Below are 15,400 nucleotides of genomic sequence, written 5' to 3'. Positions count from 1 at the left end.
GCCGCAGGTTATATTCTGATTATTTCTTTTAACGTACCAATTAATAGAACGGGCACATCGATTATTTAATATTTATGGGAAAAGAACCGCTCAATCGTTTCCTGTATATGCTCATCAGGATTTTCTGCAATGTCCCCTTCTCCAGTGACGTGTCGTATATAGTGATTTTGCCCGGAAAGTTGTGGGAAAGAGGGTGCCGCCGAACTGGCAGTAGAGGCGAACGTTAAAAACAGAAAAAACCAGGCTACGCTTAACTTTTTTCCCATCATGCCTATACCTTTCAAAAAAGAGTTAACAGGCAACATACTGAGAGAAAAAGCGTCAGTAAGTGTCAGGGATATTCAAACCTGTCCCGGCAGTTGTAATCAGTCATGGGAAATGAGAGATAGAGGAAACAAAAAAACCGCCCTCAGGCGGTATGATTACAGGTCAGATTCTAACGCATCCTGAATCGCATCGGCGAGGGTGGCAACTTCTTGCGAGACGTTACGCAAGTCCATCTGGCTACGAATGCCTGAATTGGCCGTGGTTGCAGAAACTGCCGCCTTTGAAATTTCCAGCGCTGCCTGTACAGCTAATAAGCGCTTTCTGTTTTCTACCGCCGCATCCCCTGTTGCCCCATCAAGATCAAAATACCCTTCTAACATTACCTTCTCCTTCGCGTTTACCAGCAAAGGCCAAGCATACACAGTTGAGCGAGAGGATGAAAACGTAAACGCGTTGCGAGCAGACTCGGAAAACGAAGTTATGGCGAGTAATGAAATAGACTGCGGGGTGCAAAGCGCCAACGATAAAAGGAATTATCAGGCGGGAGATACGATGTTCGGTGAGCTTAGTAAAAAAATACCTGCCGAGTGGCAGCATTGAAGATATGAAAACGTGAAGATAAAAAATGCGATTGCAACGCCGGTGTTTTTGTCCGGTTATTCATTTGCTCTTCATACCGTTTGAAAAGAAATGTTTATCATGCTGAGCGTTAGCTAAATCCGGGCAAAAAAAACCGCTCGGACAGAGCGGTAGAAAAACATCACCAGGGAAAATAGGGTTAACGATGATAGCGCGTTAACTATAGTTACTTTCCGTAGCTCTGCCAGTTCAAAAAGCATTAATTAAACCAATTACATAGAGAGTCAACGCCTATCAGAAATCGATTACAAATGAGAATAATCTCATTGCCAGCAAAGTAATAATTAGCAAACTAATAAACGTAACGAATATGCATTTGCATCCCTCAGGAGCAGCCCGGATTTCCTATTCCTGAGGGTCTTTTCTTATCGACGTTAATTCCTCCTTTCCCCTGAGATGAAATAGCAGATAGTTACATCCTCCCGAACCACTCATGCTGCGACCCACGTAAAAAACCGAGCGGCGAGCGTACGTTTGCATTAACGGCTTTTTCCCCTTTCATCTTATTTTCTACACACCAACGGCCATTTTAGATGCTCTCAACCACGCAGCTCGCCGGTCGGTTCGATGCAGGCAAAATTTTTTTATGTGCGGCCTTGAAAAATACGGTGAAGGAATTATTTATATAGGCGGACAAGCAAAGCTTGCTTTTAAGTTGAGCTTTTGAATTGATTATTCAGGAGGTTAAGTTATGGCACTCAAAACCTTGTCAGCACTTCCCGGTTTCACTGACTCTGTTTTTGCTGACCGTTTTAATCGTATTGACCGGCTGTTCAGCCAGTTAACTGGCGACTCGCCGGTTGCATCATTACCTGCTTATGACCTGAAAAAAGTCGATACAAGCAATTATCTGTTACACGTAAGTGTCCCCGGCTGGAAAGAAGACGAGCTCGAAATCGAGACCGTTGGCGGGGTGCTAAATGTATCAGGTAAACGCGCGGAAAATGAATCTCATGACGAGCAGGGCTGGATATACAAAGGTATTCGCCGTGCGGATTTCCGTCTGAGCTTCTCGCTTCCGGAACATACAAAAGTGAGCAATGCAAAACTTGAAAATGGGATATTGCAAGTGTCCATTTATCAGGAAATTCCCGAGAGCGAAAAACCGCGTAAGATTGCCATTGAAAATACACAAAAAGCCATTGAACATCAGGCTTAATCGCTTTTCTTTTTTTCCCTGGGGCCCGCACATGCGGGCCTTTTTCTTACCGTGCTCCGGGTACGTCTCTTTGTCAGTGCGTATAAACACAAAGAGATATTTTCCCCGACGCCAGACATATGTAGCCAAGCGGACATCGAGTTTGTCATTCTTTACTGTGACGATTCCATCATCGAACGGCATAACGAACAACCACACGTTTCTGACGCAGTCGAAAAGGATTACGGGCAATATGCGTAGGGATAGTGTATGGTGGCAGGCCATTTATCAGGATAATACTCTATGCCACAACGCAAAGACTCAAAAAACAATCGCAACTACCTCACCAAATGCACCTGCCCTCACTGCTCACAGCAGTCAGAACACAGCTTCATCAGAGTCCAGAAAGGCGCAACATTAATGTGCCCACACTGCAGTAAAATCTTCAATCAGGACAAAGCCGCTTTCGCTTAAAACCGGGCGATGTCGAGAAACCGGTCGAAATATCAGGGCCGGTTATCGAGTTGGGCGAGGTCTGACAATGAAAAGCCACGGTCATTCGTACTCGCTTTCGACCTGAATCACGACAGCATAATTGTTCAGAAGTAACCGCAACTCGGCATGCAAAAAGAGATTGCATGGGTCAATCCGCAGAACGCCAAACGATCTGAGCACTGCATGAATTGCCCAGTCATTGCTCTCATCAACGGTGTGGATCACACCAAAAAGCTCATCAGTTGGCACCATTTTCACACTTTAAGTGTGTGTCGCATGGGCTCTCAATGTTGCTGCCCGCAGTGGTGATGAGCCACATCCGTAGTTGGCACGCGGCGGCGGTTCCCGTTGGCACCCTGTATCCTATTATCAGTAACTCTATGAGTATCAAGGCATTAGACCAAATTTCTGACCTGCTTCAGGCCGGAAGAATATATAGCGACAACAAAAACTATTTCACCCTTCATTATAGAAATCTCGACCATAATATATTCAGGGGTGATGCGGAAAATAACAGGGGCATTTATGAAAAACTTGATACTCGGTGTGATTGCAAAAATCTCGAAAATGGATGCGGAAGCCAAGCTACTTGCCGCCAAAGTGGAAGCTCAATCTTTACTAATCGGGGCATTACTGCTGACACTTGGCAAAAACGGTGGCGTGAATGAAATGCTCGATAATGTAAAAAAAGCGATTAACGCAGCGCTTGATGCGGCTGATATTCCGCTGAAATCAGACGCAGAATTACTTATGAATGAATTTAACAATCTGATTCAATTAACTCAGCTGCTTGAAACAAACGATGCTGAAATTGATATAGAAGCGTTAAAGGGCGCGTCAGATAAAATTTAACGCAATGATTTTATTAATTATAAGGCTGGGAAGATAAGCATCCGGCCTTTCATTTTTGCTCCACAGTCCCCTTTCTTTACCCATACTGTTTGTCGTAAACACCAAATGCTCTATGGGGCCAGTCACAATCCGATCATCGAAGCTTTCGCCACAATGCATCAAACCGGCCTATCCCCAACGGCGGTCAGTGTTTTCTTTGTCTGTCAGAATCGATGCCACTCGCGCAGTTGTTTCGAGCCGCCCTCGTGAGAGTGAAACACTCCCGCTGCGCTGGAGGCATCTTACATGTTGATGATGCGATCTTAACGCCACACATCACTCCGGCCCGGTCCCGATGTTATCCCGATCCGGTTTGGTTGTGGCTCCACTGGTTTTATTTGCCTAACTGAACGATATTAAATATTCGTATCGGTAATCGCGACAAAACATTTCTTGTTTGTCAGTGAGTGCCACAGTATTTCTTAAGGAGAGGTTATGAAGCCAGTAGAAGACGCGATTAATGACCTGCAGTGTCGTGCTTTAGCGTATGAAATCATTTTTCAGTCCATTTGCTCAGAATTGCCGCAAGTGTTCATAGAGAAAGCCGTAGAGAACATTGAGCGTAACTTCAAAGCATTTGAATCTGGCACGCATTCTGAAACAGGGAAAGCAAAGCTTGAAGCGGCGAAAGCAATTGCCTCGAGAATTATAGGAACAAAGATTTAACCTCCCTCCCAAGCGGGATCCTGAGGTGGAGGGGAAATATCAATCATTTCTTCTCCGCTTTTTCCTTTGCAGTGCTGTGGTGCTTGCTATGGACATAAAGGGGTGTTCGCACACTCTAAGGCAGGAAAAGGCCTGATGATTCAGTCACCCTACAGTCAGGAAAATGAGCGTTAGTGATGGCCGCGCACGGAAGTCTGAATGCCAGCGAGCGGGCATTGATAATTTCCCATTCCATGAACCTAAAAAACATGAGCTAGCGGGTTAATACAGCCCGACGTTCAGCTATCTGCTCTTCAGTAAATGGGGGGCTGGAAAGTATCGAAATGATGCGACGTTATGCGCACCTCGCACCTAATCCCCTGAGCGAGTACGCACGGAAAATTGATGCCATTTTTGGCAACCATGACACAAATGCGACGCAGAGAGGAAATCAGACAGAATTAAAATTGGCGTAAGTACTTGATTCGTAATGGTACGCCCTACAGGGTTCGAACCTGTGACCTACGGCTTAGAAGGCCGTTGCTCTATCCAGCTGAGCTAAGGGCGCATTACGTGGATGCTCACCGTTGAGGTGGAAACGCCTGGAATTATACGGTCAGCGCCTGGTGAGTCAATGTATTTTCCGCTGGTTGCTTGCTTAGTGAACGACGCTGCACATTTTCGCAACACCTGTCCCCTTTATGCCTGAAAAGACCTGGCCATTCTACTTATCCTGAGCGCTTCCTGGGAAAAGTCCCACATCTCTTTAAGTATTCGCGCCTATATCCCCTGCTTTATGAAGGTCAAAATATTTCCATTAACTAATGTAATGGAGCCTATACGTGACAAATAGAGCGAAACAAAAAAAAGGCCGGGATTATCAACGTAAATCAGAACCGATTATACAGAGCGATAATGACGCGCGTTGCGATAGTGGGGTGAGTAACCGCTCGCTAACTATTCCCGCGAACGAAAACAGGGCTAAACACGGTTCCCTGTCGTTTGCGCAGCAGTTATTACACGACCAGACGCGAAACGTAACATTGCCGGAATCAACGAGACAACGCTTGCCTGAGCTGCCGTTTAATTCGCAGCCTTACACCATGTCGTTTATGGACATCCCGATATTATATCGCCCTGGTTTAGCGGCTGAGCCACTAAAATTGCAGACATTTTTCACGTATGGCGGCGCACAGCACATCGTCTACCCCCCAACGATCACGCAGCTTCAATCTATCGGCACCGCGGTGTATGTGGATGATCTCACCAAAGCAACGCCAGAAGCTTTTGCTGATACAGATTGGAATACATACCGCTCGCTCGTTGATAAAACGGCAACCTGGCAGTGCCTTTATACGCCCGATATTCTCAAACCGGGCATGAACCAGGCCAGTCAATTTGCCCACATGGTCTCCATTAAATGGAGCGAAACAGCCACACAACGCGATATAGCACAACAGCCAGGCGCACAGTTTGCGCATGGATTTTTTTGGCCGACACTTTTCTGTCAGGAAAAGTGAAATACGCTTGCGAGGGAAAATGCGAACTGTCATCCGCCGGGAAAAAAATCGCCACCATAGGCCCGATCACCGAGTTTTACCCTATCGGGAATATCCGCCGCCTGTGTTTGATAAGCTGGAACATCTCACCCAGCAGCTCAGTTTCGCCCTGCCTGAATGCATCATCAGCCAGATATTGATTTCAACCGATAGCTTTCTCAGTTATGCATGGAATAGAGGCCTCTTCTCCGGAAAACGCAATGCCGTGTTTTCATCGCTGGATTTAGCACATCATCGGTTCGCAGAGCCGCATCTCTCGCATCTGATCGTGGATATGGAAAGCCTGCTCACATCACGTTTTAGCGCCCTGGAAACACTGCGACAGCTCGCTTCGCATAATCGCAAACTTTATATTTATCTCTTAGCGACAAAAAGTGACACGCCACTGTTTAACTTCCTGCGCGCTGCGGGCCCCTTTCGTGTATTAAAACGGGATCTCCCCGTCACGCCATTCAGGCAGGCGCTGTTGACTCCAGCCTCGCCTGTTGATATTTCGCGGAAATTCCCGGCTGTAGAGTGGCAGATGTTCACCGCTCTGGCGCAAGGAAAAACGCTGAAACATGTCGCTCACCTACTCAATCTGCCTTACCATCGCATGGTTTATCGCCTCAACACGCAGTTGAGGCAACTTGGCTTGCCCGATCGTCAAAGTTTGCTTCATTTACTGCATCGCTTAACGATTGATGCGAATCACTATTGGGGATAATGGGCGTTGCCATCCTTCTTGCCTAAGAAATTACTTAGTCAAGTTTAGTTGCCGGGTATGTTTTTTACATAAAACCAACAATTACAACTATTCCTGGTATTGTCTCTTTTTTAAAATTCACCTGGATTCCACCCAATGCGCACGTTTTTATCCTGCGTTATAGCAACGAAATTGCGACAACAGCTATTAACATTAAGAAAACAATCAAATAATTACATTGTTTTAACCATTAAAAAAAGCGTAAAAAACCATACTTATCAAAATCAGCAAGTTATCATTCCAAATATTCAATCACCCATTATTGCTCTCAGAACTTCATATTTAGAAATAGCCTTCACCGACTCTTAACGCTTTTCTGCCAGAACTTCCCAGGTATAATTGCAGTGACTTATTAATAATTACTACATCTCTCTTCATTAGCACGTAATTGATATTCCCCACACTCGTCGGTTGCGAATGGAAATAACTTAGCGAGTAAGGATGCTATCGGTTTTCACAGGGAATTATTCTTCCTCACAGAATACTTGAAGTTACATTAATCCTTTCGACGTCTGTCGCACTTATGCAAAGGCGTGGCATTAAAAAACAATCTGAGGGAAAAAAAATGAAACCGGCTTCCGTTATCATTATGGACGAATATCCTATTGTCAGGATGTCGATAGAGGTGCTTTTAGAGAAAAACCAGAACGTAAAAGTGGTACTAAAAACGGATGATAGCCGCGCGGCGCTTGATTATATCCGAACACTCCCCGTTGACCTGGTTATTCTGGATATTGAGCTGCCTAAAACAGATGGCTTTACCTTATTGAGAAGAATCAAAGCAATACGAGAAAATGTCAATGTGCTTTTTTTGTCATCAAAGTCTGAATCATTCTATGCGGCAAGAGCCATTCGCGCTGGCGCTAACGGTTTTGTCAGTAAACGGAAAGAACTCAACGATATATATAACGCAGTAAAGATGATTCTTGCCGGGTACTCTTTCTTTCCATCAGAGACGCTGAGTTATATAAGCCAGCCGAGTAAAAGAAAAGGAGAGCAGCGGGATATGCCGCTTTCCAATAGAGAAGTAACAGTATTACGCTATCTTGCCAATGGATTATCGAACAAAGAGATTGCGGAACAACTTTTATTAAGCAACAAGACCATTAGCGCCCATAAATCGAATATTTTTTCGAAACTCGGTGTGCATACTATCGTCGAGTTGATTGATTACGCCAAATCACACGAATTGCTATAGCGATATACGCCGGGAAAGGGTTCCCGGGCGTATTTTTTATTTAAAAAAGTTAATAGTAATTAATCGCGAAAGTCGCGTCGGCATTTGCCGTGCCAGGGACAGGGTTATCTGCTAGTGCGATGTAATTTGCGTAGAACTGCAACGTCGCATTACCGTTGCTGTCCACGGCGATATCCTGGCTGGCTTTCTCCAGTGCTAGCGGTGTTCGATCTCTGTCGCGCAGCTCAATAGCAACTTTCTGTACCATCACGCTATCTTTTAACGCTAACAGTGCCGGGTTGCTGGCGGATCGCCCCGAAAACGTGATCGACGCGCTACCCGGTGGGCACCCCGCTAGTCGCAAGCTAAAACGTACCGGAGGCGTTGTGTTACCCGCATTTTGCAACTGTTTGGTTGGCCAACGGCCTAATTGCACCGTTTTATCGCTGTCGGCCGTCTCGACGTAGCACGTGAAGTCCACCACCGTCGCGCGTAGCTGAATGTTAATTTCCCCAAGCGGCGTATCGGCAATCGCAAACGGGCTCAGCCAGCACCCAACAAGCATGACATGGCGCGGTTTGATAAACATCACGGCTCCTTAATCATAATCAACGCGCAAATAGCCCCGCGCCACAAAATCGCCCTCGGCGGGTTTGAAGCCTGTGACACTCACCGGCCACGCGCTGATAGCAACGCGCGCAGCGGCGTTGTCATCAAGCTGGAAAGGAATTTTGCTACCCAGCATGTTGGGTGTAAGCGGGTTACCCTCATGGTCGGCGACGACAAACCCCACGTCAGGATTATCAGAAACCATGACCTGCCCACTGGCTTTTTCCGCTTCCAGACGCATAGAAAGATAGGCCTGGGCGTCAACATTGGTGCACTCTATTGCCACGGTTTTAATTTGCGGATCGACACCGTTCGGGCGGTTCCCCGGCCCGGCCTGGCTAAAGAGCGCGGCGCCAATATTATCAAACTGAAATTCAACGACCTGGCCTGCATTGAGTTTGCAACTTTGCGGCACTTCCACTTTGCCGCTGTAGCTAATGGTATAGACCGGTACCGCAAGCGCATCGGTGTCCGTACTGGTGACATACACCCTAAACATGGTTTGGCGCGGGATCGGCACCATATTGATAAACGGCCGCACCACTTTAAGTTTAAAGATAAGCTTCGAGTCCATTACGCCAAAAGGCTTCTGATTGGGTACGTTAGGGTGTGTTCCCATGCGGATAAAATTCCTTGGCGGGAAAAAGATGCCGGCGTAATCATCCGTGATGCTCATCGCCCCTTCCAGATAATCATTTAACCTCATGTATTTGTAACCGCCGTCAATGGTATGTATCGGCAAATCAGAGACATAGCTTCGGTAGGTGTAATTCACTTTGGTACCAGCAGGACAGACAGCCTGGACGCCAACCCAGCCGGATTTTTCCGGCAATGTCACCACCTCTCCAACATGGTTGTTCCCGCTGGTAAACAGGTTCGACAGGTCATAATAGATATCCGTCGGCATGCCTTTCGCGTTCACACAAATAGTAGCCTTTGCAGACGTCGCTGCCAGTAACAACACCCCGCAAAGCAGTGCATGAAACTTGTTCATAAAATTATCCTTGTTCACAACGGGCGCGTGTAATGACCACGGCCTGTTGCAGGCTTGCTTCCGGCAAGGCGTAGCGTGCCAGGCAGCGTGACTGTGTGCCGTCTCCCCACTGCACCAGCAGTTCACCCAACAATGGCAAACCGTTCAGGTACGCCTGGCCATCCTCGCCCACCATGCCAGTCACGCCACTGCCGGTTTCACGCACCACCGAACCAAACGGTACCGGGCGATCGCCGCGAATGAGCGTAATCAGTGCGCGTACGCCAATCCGGGTGTCAAAGCTGGCCCGAACCAGCGCACCCTGCGTAGGCACGACGCTACTGACGCTGTTTTGCACATCGGTGTGGTTATCCATCGTGTTGGTATCAAGTGCAATGCGGTTGTAGCGATAAACGGAGGCATAAGGGACGATCGCGTAGCCTCGCCAGTCGGTTTGCACCCCGGTCTGATTTTCCACACGCACGCCCTGTGCGCCCGGCGCTTTGATAAGTACGTTGGTATCGCCAAGTGGCTGGCTAAATGTCACCCCGTCGGCGTGCGCGACCACGCCGCCGCCAAGTTGCCAGTTATATTCGTGCTGGTAGGGATCGTAGTTATAACCGAGGCCGAGCGTACCCCAACCAGCCTGCCAGTTGGCATTGGCGCTGCCGCTGTAGCCGTTTGTGCTGCTGTGCCCCTGGCTTACGATGTAACTTAGGTTGCGTCCCTCAAGCAATGTACCGCCTACCCCGCTCTGCCAGCTATTTTGCCCGTTGCTGTTACGGCTAACGTTAAGGTTGGCATAAGTGCGATCCAGCGCGCCTCCCCGGCTGTAACGCTGCCCGCTCAGGGCGCTAAACGGCACGGAAATATTCAACGCAATAATACGATCCGTATTATTGATATCGGGTGAGCGGTTCCACGACCATGTAAGCGAGTAGCTCATCCCCCGCCAGCCGCTGGCGTAACCAACTTGATACCAACTGCTGGGCTTAATGTTGTTCCAGTAAGTTTGTTGGCTGCCGGAAATATACAACGAGCCGTAATCCCCCAGGTTTTGCGAGATATTGACCTGAAAGCGCCCTTTTCTGTTGTTATTGAGGTTGTGGTAGCTAACGAGCACCGGTTTTGGCTGACGCCGCCCCTCACTCTCGTCCTGGTCTTCATATTCATAACCCTCCATGCGGCGATAGGCGACATCGTTCAGCGTATAAAAACCACGCGTCGAATAGCGATACCCGAGCAACTGAAAATTGGTGCCGTACTGGTTGAGTGATTTGGCATACAAAAAGCGCAACGATTGCCCCTGATGTGTGCTGCCATCCGCCAGTTCACTGCGTGCCTGGGTAAAATCGAGCGATATCGCCCCCCAACCGCCAAGATTTTTGCCAGCGCCCGCCACAAAGGCGTTATAGCGTTTCGCCAGTTGAGTTCCGCCATAGGCGGTGTAACCGCCCGCCAGGCCGCCGATCACGCTCCCCTGGACAAAAGAAGGGGAAGATTGTTGATCGTTGCCGCTGCGAAAATTACCGGCCACGAGGTCATATTTAAAACGCCCTTCACGTTGCAGAATCGGCACCGTCGAATACGGCACCGTATAACGTTGTTGGCTGCCATCCTTCTCATCGACGGTAACGTCCAGATCGCCGCTGGACGAGGTGGGGTTCAGATCAGAAATCACAAAAGCCCCCGCCGAGACATAACTCTGATAAATAACATAACCGTTCTGGCGGATGGTTAATTTAGCGGGCGTGCGCGCAATGCCGCGTACGGTTGGCGCGTAACCTTGCAGGCTATCGGGAAACATATTGTCGGAAGAGTAAAGGCGCACCCCGCGAAAACCGAGACCATCGAAAACGTCACTGCCGGTATTACTGTCGCCCATCACTAGCTCGCTTTTCAGCGGGATAATGGAACGTTGCAACCAGCTTCCAATGGTCCTCCAGCTCCGGGTATGCGCCTTCCCGCTGCTGCTGTAACGCCAGGCCCCGTTATTTCGCAACCGCCATGCGCCATAATTCAGCCCGCTTTGTAAGCTCAGAAAACCATTATTGCTGCCGGAGCTGTGGCTCCCCGTAAAGCTATAGTTAAGCAACGCAGCAGTAATACCCTCGTCCCACTCCTCAGAAGGAATGTAACCGCGTGCGCTGTTCAGCATCGAAGCCTGCGGCAACCCGATATTCAGCCGCATTGATGAGAAATCAAAGGCAGCTTCAGCGCCCGGTATAACGGCTGTGATATCCATACAGGTTTCACCCTGTGCGGTGAGCAGCGCTGGAAAAGCGCGAATATTAACCCCCAACCGCTTGAGCAAATCGAGAGTGAAGCATGGCATCAGGCCACCGGAAGCGGGTGTCGCCCCGTTATGAGCAATATCGAAACGTAGATCCTGAGTTGCGAAAAACTCACCGTCGCGCCAGATATCCACCCGATAAACCCCCGGAGGCTGGTTACCTTTTTCAAAGCGCGACAAATCGGCAACGGCAGCGGTGTCTTCCGATAAAAACGCCGGGTTGAAGTAGTTCTCAGCACGGCCCATTGCCGGGTGCAACACCGTCAGCAGCGACAACGCCAGCCGCGAGTAAGCAGAAGGAGACGTGCGCTTATTCATAGGCATCCCTGTCATTTGTCTGTGTTATGGCAGACCAACGGTTTTCACTGGCGTCAACGCGCCGTAATCATTCACCGTCTGGAAAGTCACTCCGCCCTGAACATTCGGAGGAATAAGCAACTGGGCGCGACTTTTGGGCGCGACCATGACATTGTCCAGCCTCTGTTTGCCCATATGAACATTCACCAGAGTGATGTAGTACACGGAAGGGTTAGTGATGTTCAGGTGTTTATCGAGACGCGAAAACTGCAGTTTTGCAGGCGCATCTTCTGTTAACCCGGATAGACTTTTCGGGCGAACAAACAGCTTAATGCGAGAGAGAACAGCCAGTTGCAGCACATTTTTGTCCGTTGCATTCTCTTTATTCACCGATGGAATCGCTTTTACGCTCAGCCAGAACAGAGATTCGCGGTCGCCGGGTAACGGTTGCCCGGCGTAAATAATACGCAGCGTGTTTTCGCTCTCCGGTTCGCTAACAAAAAGCGGCGGGGTTACCACAAACGTTTTTTCTTTTTCTCCACGATTATTTTCCACCCATGAATTGACCAGAAAACGCGCTTTCCCATCGCTATTAGAAATAGAGATAGAGGTCTGTTTATCCTCGGCAGGATAAATAACCCGGGTAGCGCCAAGTGCTATTCCACCTGCGGCTTTTACTGGCAGCGCGATGGATAATAAAAGACTGACAATCCAACCTGGTTTAAAAAAAATGTTCATAGCGAAAATAACTCTTCAAAATATTCTGATGGCTACCAGAAATAAGTCAGGGGTAGACCAGGGTAAACCAGACATCGGAACGCAAGTGTCCTGGCGTAATATGCTCAGTAATCGCCCGGTAGCGCGCGGAAAAATGCAGTGTGATTTCATCGGCTACCAGCGTGGAATAAGAGAGCGGCATACTGTTGGGTATAATTTGCCGCTGCTGTTGATCAAACAGCGCCAGCCCAATGCCCTCAGCACCCTCTCCCCCCGAGCTGTGTGCGGCAAAAACTTGCGGATCTTCCGCCGGTGTTTGCCCGGAAAACACCACGCCGACATAGCGGGAAACATCCGCATCACACGCCGTCAAACGCAGTGCAAACCCGGTGCTTATGGGGGAGAAACTGCCGGTGCCGGAAAATGCATCCATGCGCTGCGACCCCATCTGCACATGTAAATCTTCACTCTCTGGCGCAACTGCACATGCCCCATTTACCAGCGATCCTCGCAGGTGAACGCGTCCACCATCAACGATTGCCGCCCTTGCCAGCAAAGGCATCATGCACAACATGAATGCCTGCGTGAGACCTGTCCTCATCATGGGTAATTTCTCGCATTACACTATCAAGCGCCTCATCCCTGAGGCCGCGTCATCCCTGGAAGTAATGGGTTATTGGTAGTTCATGATGAACGTCGCATCCGCATTTGCCTGCCCTGGTGTCGCGGTCGCACTGGTGGCTTTGTAACGTGCGGAGAAATGCAAGGTGTTGGTGCCTTCAAGCAGACTCTGCGCGGTGGAGGGGGCACCGTTTGGGATCACGGTTTGGGAGGCAGTATCAAGGATTTCGATCCCCACCCCGCTTGCCGTTGTGCTGTTGTCACCGGAGGTGATCGCCAGCAGCGTATTATCGCCGGCATCCACCTGGCCCGAAAACGCGACGGAAGCCGTCGGGAAGATACTTGGATCGCAATCATTAAGCACAATGTTGAACGGCACCGATCCGCTGGTAGCCCCTACGCCCGTGAAGGAGGCGGTGCGATATTGCCCCAGCGTCACGGTCTGGTCGGCGGAAGCGGTGTTGACAGCGCAAGCTGCATTCACCAGCTCCCCTTCAAAATGCACATTACCGCCGCTTGCGGTGTCTGCCTGTACGGCTCCCGCCATCAGCATCAATCCTGCAGCAACAGAACTAGCCATTAATTTCATATTCATAATATTTTCCTTGAAATAAAGAGTTGCGATTCCGACATCCTGCCGAAAACCGTTTGAGACTTGATTACGCTAAATACCAGATGAATGAACCTTTTCCTGTGAAGATATAACGCATCGGGAACTGCTTATTCGCTTCCCATTTCTCCCCTGGGAAAACACCCGATATTTTTCTCTGTGGACATAACAACTAGCCACAGCATGACAATAGTGATTGCGTAAAAATAAAAATATTCGCCAATACTGTCATTACACCAGGTCTGTTCTTATTAGGGCTTAGGAAAAGGCCTGGCCTTGATTTATTAAACGGATAAGAAATAGCCGTAACTGCCTGTAACCTTGGCTTAATACCGGCGTTTCTTAAGGGTGATGAATTGTTGAAATTTGGTTAACAACTGGCGATGGCGAAGCCCTTGATCTGCCGCGCTTTCAGACGCAGCGGTGGCGAAATCCGCAAACGGTAACTGACAGCGCGCCGCGCTTCTGACAAAATAGCCGCCATCCCCTTAGTTGATATGACAGATGGAATCCTCTCTCTGATGGCAGCAAAGATTATTGATGGTAAAACGATTGCGCAGCAGGTGCGCTCTGAGGTTGCTGAAAAAGTTCGGGCGCGCATTGCGGCAGGATTTCGCGCTCCGGGCCTGGCGGTCGTACTGGTTGGCAGCAACCCGGCATCACAAATTTATGTCGGCAGCAAGCGCAAAGCCTGTGAGGAAGTGGGTTTCATCTCCCGCTCTTACGATCTCCCGGAAACCACCAGCGAAGCCGAACTGCTGGCGCTTATCGACAAACTGAACGCCGATGCCGCCATTGACGGTATTCTGGTACAGCTGCCGCTGCCTGCGGGCATCGACAATGTGAAAGTGCTGGAACGCATTGCGCCGGACAAAGATGTGGATGGTTTCCATCCGTATAACGTAGGCCGCCTGTGCCAGCGCGCGCCGCGTCTGCGCCCGTGCACGCCGCGCGGTATCGTCACGCTGCTGGAGCGTTACAACATTGACACCTTCGGCCTCAACGCCGTGGTGATTGGCGCGTCTAATATCGTTGGCCGCCCGATGAGCATGGAGCTGCTGCTGGCCGGTTGCACAACCACCGTGACGCACCGTTTCACTAAAAATCTGCGCCAGCATGTGGAAAACGCCGACCTGCTGATCGTCGCCGTGGGTAAACCGGGCTTCATTCCAGGTGAGTGGATCAAGGAAGGGGCGATTGTGATTGATGTCGGTATCAACCGTCTGGAGAACGGCAAAGTCGTCGGCGATGTGATTTATGAAGAAGCCGCCGCGCGAGCAGCGTATATTACGCCGGTACCGGGTGGCGTTGGGCCGATGACGGTCGCTACCCTGATCCAGAACACGCTGCAAGCGTGTGAAGAATACCATGATGTAAAAGGCGTATAAGATGGCAACATTTTCTCTCGGTAAACACCCGCACGTTGAACTGTGCGATCTGCTGAAGCTGGAAGGCTGGAGCGAAAGCGGCGCACAGGCAAAAATCGCCATCGCCGATGGCTTTGTCAAAGTGGATGGCGCGGTCGAAACGCGCAAACGCTGCAAAATCGTCGCCGGTCAAACGGTGAGTTTTGAAGGCCAAAGCGTTACCGTAACCGCGTAATCACGCGTAGCAAGCCGGGTTTCGCGCCACCGCAGCCCGGCATCTTCTTTCTCATTCCCCCTGCCATCATCACGGTTAATTACCGATCAACCTCAAAGAATCATTAATTCATCTGGCTAAAT

General features: G+C 49.4%; 17 protein-coding genes, 1 tRNA gene and 1 pseudogene. 10 read left to right on the top strand and 9 right to left on the bottom strand.

The features are described from left to right. Window positions 1-65 precede the first annotated feature (65 nt). Entirely contained in the window at window positions 66-269 is a 204-nt protein-coding gene (locus E0L21_RS00475; protein ID WP_131406112.1) for a hypothetical protein, read from the bottom strand. A gap of 153 nt (window positions 270-422) precedes the next feature. Further along, the gene (locus E0L21_RS00470; protein ID WP_131406111.1) at window positions 423-647 is read right to left on the bottom strand and encodes a hypothetical protein; all 225 of its coding nucleotides are present in this window, start codon (window positions 645-647) and stop codon (window positions 423-425) included. Between the two features lie 950 nt (window positions 648-1,597). Here E0L21_RS00470 and E0L21_RS00465 point away from each other — a divergent pair. From E0L21_RS00465 to E0L21_RS25150, 5 genes and pseudogenes are all read left to right on the top strand, one after another. Next, a complete protein-coding gene (locus E0L21_RS00465; protein WP_131406110.1) occupies window positions 1,598-2,065 on the top strand; it encodes an Hsp20 family protein in 468 nt (155 codons plus the stop codon). Window positions 2,066-2,347: 282 nt separating this feature from the next. Next, window positions 2,348-2,518 carry a YnfU family zinc-binding protein gene (locus E0L21_RS25155; protein WP_235855184.1) on the top strand — a complete coding sequence of 57 codons (171 nt, stop codon included), beginning with the start codon at window positions 2,348-2,350 and terminating at the stop codon, window positions 2,516-2,518. A gap of 546 nt (window positions 2,519-3,064) precedes the next feature. After that, the gene (gene iraP, locus E0L21_RS00460; RefSeq protein WP_131406109.1) at window positions 3,065-3,391 is read left to right on the top strand and encodes an anti-adapter protein IraP; all 327 of its coding nucleotides are present in this window, start codon (window positions 3,065-3,067) and stop codon (window positions 3,389-3,391) included. 474 nt (window positions 3,392-3,865) lie between these two features. Further along, window positions 3,866-4,096 (top strand): hypothetical protein, encoded by a 231-nt coding sequence (locus tag E0L21_RS00455; protein ID WP_131406108.1) that lies wholly within the window; start codon window positions 3,866-3,868, stop codon window positions 4,094-4,096. A gap of 148 nt (window positions 4,097-4,244) precedes the next feature. After that, window positions 4,245-4,551, top strand: a pseudogene (locus E0L21_RS25150) (integrase); the annotation flags it as partial. Between the two features lie 15 nt (window positions 4,552-4,566). Here E0L21_RS25150 and E0L21_RS00445 read toward each other — a convergent pair. Beyond that, window positions 4,567-4,643, bottom strand: a tRNA-Arg gene (locus E0L21_RS00445). A gap of 274 nt (window positions 4,644-4,917) precedes the next feature. Here E0L21_RS00445 and E0L21_RS00440 point away from each other — a divergent pair. From E0L21_RS00440 to fimZ, 3 genes are all read left to right on the top strand, one after another. Beyond that, the gene (locus tag E0L21_RS00440) at window positions 4,918-5,595 is read left to right on the top strand and encodes a hypothetical protein (RefSeq protein WP_131406107.1); all 678 of its coding nucleotides are present in this window, start codon (window positions 4,918-4,920) and stop codon (window positions 5,593-5,595) included. 19 nt (window positions 5,596-5,614) lie between these two features. Continuing rightward, on the top strand, window positions 5,615-6,340 hold the full coding sequence (fimY, locus tag E0L21_RS00435) for a fimbria biosynthesis regulator FimY (RefSeq protein WP_235855183.1): 726 nt from the start codon (window positions 5,615-5,617) through the stop codon (window positions 6,338-6,340). Between the two features lie 604 nt (window positions 6,341-6,944). Beyond that, window positions 6,945-7,577: a fimbria biosynthesis transcriptional regulator FimZ gene (fimZ, locus tag E0L21_RS00430; protein ID WP_131406106.1), complete on the top strand. Its 633-nt coding sequence runs from the start codon at window positions 6,945-6,947 to the stop codon at window positions 7,575-7,577. Window positions 7,578-7,626: 49 nt separating this feature from the next. On the opposite strand, the gene sfmF is transcribed toward fimZ, so the two are convergent. From sfmF to fimA, 6 genes are all read right to left on the bottom strand, one after another. Further along, a complete protein-coding gene (gene sfmF / locus E0L21_RS00425; protein ID WP_131406105.1) occupies window positions 7,627-8,145 on the bottom strand; it encodes a fimbria assembly protein in 519 nt (172 codons plus the stop codon). A 9-nt stretch (window positions 8,146-8,154) separates the two neighbouring features. Next, a complete protein-coding gene (fimH, locus tag E0L21_RS00420) occupies window positions 8,155-9,159 on the bottom strand; it encodes a type 1 fimbria D-mannose specific adhesin FimH (RefSeq protein ID WP_131406104.1) in 1,005 nt (334 codons plus the stop codon). Between the two features lie 4 nt (window positions 9,160-9,163). Then, window positions 9,164-11,749: a fimbrial biogenesis usher protein gene (locus tag E0L21_RS00415; RefSeq protein ID WP_131406103.1), complete on the bottom strand. Its 2,586-nt coding sequence runs from the start codon at window positions 11,747-11,749 to the stop codon at window positions 9,164-9,166. Between the two features lie 24 nt (window positions 11,750-11,773). After that, window positions 11,774-12,466: a type 1 fimbria chaperone FimC gene (fimC, locus tag E0L21_RS00410; protein WP_131406102.1), complete on the bottom strand. Its 693-nt coding sequence runs from the start codon at window positions 12,464-12,466 to the stop codon at window positions 11,774-11,776. 46 nt (window positions 12,467-12,512) lie between these two features. Then, window positions 12,513-13,049, bottom strand: a complete 537-nt coding sequence (gene fimI / locus E0L21_RS00405) for a type 1 fimbrial protein subunit FimI (protein WP_131406101.1) — start codon at window positions 13,047-13,049, stop codon at window positions 12,513-12,515. A gap of 69 nt (window positions 13,050-13,118) precedes the next feature. Beyond that, window positions 13,119-13,661 carry a type 1 fimbrial major subunit FimA gene (gene fimA, locus E0L21_RS00400; RefSeq protein WP_131406100.1) on the bottom strand — a complete coding sequence of 181 codons (543 nt, stop codon included), beginning with the start codon at window positions 13,659-13,661 and terminating at the stop codon, window positions 13,119-13,121. 536 nt (window positions 13,662-14,197) lie between these two features. On the opposite strand from fimA, the gene folD reads away from it, so the two are divergent. Both folD and ybcJ read left to right on the top strand, forming a co-directional pair. Further along, window positions 14,198-15,064, top strand: a complete 867-nt coding sequence (gene folD / locus E0L21_RS00395) for a bifunctional methylenetetrahydrofolate dehydrogenase/methenyltetrahydrofolate cyclohydrolase FolD (RefSeq protein ID WP_131406099.1) — start codon at window positions 14,198-14,200, stop codon at window positions 15,062-15,064. 1 nt (window position 15,065) lies between these two features. Continuing rightward, complete coding sequence (ybcJ, locus tag E0L21_RS00390) at window positions 15,066-15,278, top strand: ribosome-associated protein YbcJ (RefSeq protein WP_017455715.1); 213 nt, start codon at window positions 15,066-15,068, stop codon at window positions 15,276-15,278. Window positions 15,279-15,400 lie beyond the last annotated feature (122 nt).

Origin of the sequence: Kosakonia quasisacchari (genome assembly GCF_004331415.1) — a bacterium.
Taxonomy (GTDB): Bacteria; Pseudomonadota; Gammaproteobacteria; order Enterobacterales; family Enterobacteriaceae; genus Kosakonia; species Kosakonia quasisacchari.
Note: the sequence above shows the minus strand (reverse complement) of the source record. Positions and strands in the feature narration are given on the sequence as shown.

Coding starts and splice junctions, on each gene's coding strand:
- E0L21_RS00475 (WP_131406112.1), bottom strand. CDS start 269: ATGATGGGAAAAAAGTTAAGCGTAGCCTGGTTTTTTCTGTTTTTAACG.
- E0L21_RS00470 (WP_131406111.1), bottom strand. CDS start 647: ATGTTAGAAGGGTATTTTGATCTTGATGGGGCAACAGGGGATGCGGCG.
- E0L21_RS00465 (WP_131406110.1), top strand. CDS start 1,598: ATGGCACTCAAAACCTTGTCAGCACTTCCCGGTTTCACTGACTCTGTT.
- E0L21_RS25155 (WP_235855184.1), top strand. CDS start 2,348: ATGCCACAACGCAAAGACTCAAAAAACAATCGCAACTACCTCACCAAA.
- iraP (WP_131406109.1), top strand. CDS start 3,065: ATGAAAAACTTGATACTCGGTGTGATTGCAAAAATCTCGAAAATGGAT.
- E0L21_RS00455 (WP_131406108.1), top strand. CDS start 3,866: ATGAAGCCAGTAGAAGACGCGATTAATGACCTGCAGTGTCGTGCTTTA.
- fimY (WP_235855183.1), top strand. CDS start 5,615: ATGCGAACTGTCATCCGCCGGGAAAAAAATCGCCACCATAGGCCCGAT.
- fimZ (WP_131406106.1), top strand. CDS start 6,945: ATGAAACCGGCTTCCGTTATCATTATGGACGAATATCCTATTGTCAGG.
- sfmF (WP_131406105.1), bottom strand. CDS start 8,145: ATGTTTATCAAACCGCGCCATGTCATGCTTGTTGGGTGCTGGCTGAGC.
- fimH (WP_131406104.1), bottom strand. CDS start 9,159: ATGAACAAGTTTCATGCACTGCTTTGCGGGGTGTTGTTACTGGCAGCG.
- E0L21_RS00415 (WP_131406103.1), bottom strand. CDS start 11,749: ATGAATAAGCGCACGTCTCCTTCTGCTTACTCGCGGCTGGCGTTGTCG.
- fimC (WP_131406102.1), bottom strand. CDS start 12,466: ATGAACATTTTTTTTAAACCAGGTTGGATTGTCAGTCTTTTATTATCC.
- fimI (WP_131406101.1), bottom strand. CDS start 13,049: ATGATGAGGACAGGTCTCACGCAGGCATTCATGTTGTGCATGATGCCT.
- fimA (WP_131406100.1), bottom strand. CDS start 13,661: ATGAATATGAAATTAATGGCTAGTTCTGTTGCTGCAGGATTGATGCTG.
- folD (WP_131406099.1), top strand. CDS start 14,198: ATGGCAGCAAAGATTATTGATGGTAAAACGATTGCGCAGCAGGTGCGC.
- ybcJ (WP_017455715.1), top strand. CDS start 15,066: ATGGCAACATTTTCTCTCGGTAAACACCCGCACGTTGAACTGTGCGAT.